This is a genomic window from Nostoc mirabile CHAB5784, assembly GCF_020829645.1.
GTDB classification, from domain to species: Bacteria; Cyanobacteriota; Cyanobacteriia; order Cyanobacteriales; family Nostocaceae; genus Nostoc; species Nostoc mirabile.
The window spans coordinates 1-2,177 of record NZ_JAIVFS010000289.1; the positions used below are offsets into that span (position 1 = coordinate 1).

Consider the following 2,177-nt stretch of genomic DNA (forward strand, 5'->3'; position numbering starts at 1 on the left):
GGGCAGGATTTGAGGGTTCTAGGATACTGGCTCTCACCTACATGGTCATTCAGTTATCAAGGTTTTGTACCTTGCGGCTAATCCTCCAGACCCTTATGGGTCTTAGTTTCTAGCCAACGATTCGCACTTCGTCTTCAGAATCAATACTCAACAAACTCTTAAGGAGGATATTCTGCGCTAGTTGCATCATCTGTGCAAACACATCTAGGGGTTTGTCTGAGCCGATACTGCTCCAGTCATCTAGCATTTGGCTAATGGTTTTGGTCATGAAGGTGACTAATGCTCCAACCCGATGGCGATGAAAGGTTGGTTGCATCAAGTGGCGTTCGCGTCGCCAGGAGTCACCCTCGGCGACTGCTAGACCATTGCCGATTACCTGCTTAATAGACTTAAAGTTTTCGCCTTTAATGTAGTTGCGGCTATTCTCTTGCAGGATGTACTTCAGATGATCTGGATGAGAGACTAAATAAAGCTGTTGAGGCCCCATTGCCCCCAGATGGACAACTTCACCATACTCCTGTACGGCATTAGTCAGAAACTGTAGTGGATTCCGCAACATTTGCGGGAGGTTACCTATAATTGGGTAGCCGATAGGGCCTGGAGGAGCTTTGCTGATACTTGATGAAATACTCTGTTTGTGCATCTTAATCGTCCTCAATATTTAATTGAAACTCGACAAAATATCTTGAACTGCTTGCACAATCTGCCCACCAGATGCGATATCTGCACTAATCTGGGCAATGTGTTCGTCAAGAGATTGTTCGTGGTCGTTCCAGATATAAGGACGATCGGGTGAGGCTGGTTGTCCGATGACATCGCGCACTGCCATATATAAATCTCTGGTAGCGGGAGACAGACAAGCACGGGCATCATAATGTTCAACAGCTGCATAAGTGCGTAAATCAACTGCTTGCACTCCAAACATCAAGGCGATCGCCATATATTGTTGAAAGATTTCTACTGATTGACGCGCTAAATTTGCCGAAGCAAAACCTTGGCTGTTGATATTTTGGTTATATTGTTCCGCATGGGTAGGAAAGCGATCAGCTATGGAATTTCCATAAAAGGTTAACAGAGGCATAATCGAGTTGCCAGTAATTTGCAATCCCTTCAACCCCATGTTTACACTCCGCTCTCTGTTACCAACTAAAGACGGAGGTAGTCCATTGTTAAATTCTGGTGCTACCAAGTAGGCTATTTGTACATCCAGGTGTTTAGCTAACAACCCAATGTAGTAACGCAATTGATCCATTCCTACGCCAATGTACTGCCCTAAAAAATTGCCGCCATGATAACTTGCTTGGTTTTCCACATCGATCAGGGGGTTGTCAGTTACAGAGTTAATTTCTACCTCAATTTGTTTTTGAATTTGCTGTATCCCATCGACAATTGGCCCCATATATTGAGGTAAACAACGCAGTGAATAACGGTCTTGAATCGGATGTTCACCGCGATAGTTGTGAGAACCATTTAACTCTTCTCGGACTAACTGTGAACCTACCAACAGATTGAGCATTTGGTTAGCAGCCCATTTTTGCCCAGAATGTGGTTTGAGCTTATGGATAAATGGGTGAAATGATTGATTGGTGCCGTTTAAGCCCTGAATAGCTAAGGCGTGAGTGCCCATTGATAATGCTAAGAGATTTTTTGTATCATAGACGCAATTAGCAGCGATACCTGTCATGACTGAAGTGCCATTCATCATCGCCAACCCTTCTTTCGGAAGTAGTTGCAATGGCTCTAAACCCAGCTTTTGAAGTGCCGTTAGTGCATTCATTTCTTCACCGTTAAAGTCAACGGTGTAGCACTTATCTAGACCAACCAGCGACCCAGTAATGTATGCTAAAGGCGTCAAATCACCACTGGCTCCAATTGACCCCAATTCATGTACATGAGGTGTAACACCAGCATTTAAGAAAATCTCCATGCGGCGGAGTATTTCTAGACGAATACCAGATGCACCATATAAGTGGGAGTTGAGACGCAACAGCATGGCAGCGCGGACATCAGCCAAAGGTAATCTTTTTCCTGCTCCTACCTTGTGATACCACATTAGCGCTCTTTTATGTCTCTGGTGAGAGAAAAATGCTCTGATTTGCTGAGATTTTTGAAATTCCTTGAAGACTGTGAACAATACAGGCGCTGCTATGTCGGAAATATTGAGAAGTAATCAAATA

Annotated in this window: 2 protein-coding genes; both read right to left on the reverse strand. The window is 44.1% G+C overall.

The features are described from left to right. Positions 1-109: 109 nt before the first annotated feature. On the reverse strand, positions 110-643 hold the full coding sequence (locus LC653_RS45820) for a cytochrome P450 (protein WP_229501840.1): 534 nt from the start codon (positions 641-643) through the stop codon (positions 110-112). Positions 644-661: 18 nt separating this feature from the next. After that, positions 662-2,134: an HAL/PAL/TAL family ammonia-lyase gene (locus LC653_RS45825; protein ID WP_267923464.1), complete on the reverse strand. Its 1,473-nt coding sequence runs from the start codon at positions 2,132-2,134 to the stop codon at positions 662-664. Positions 2,135-2,177 lie beyond the last annotated feature (43 nt).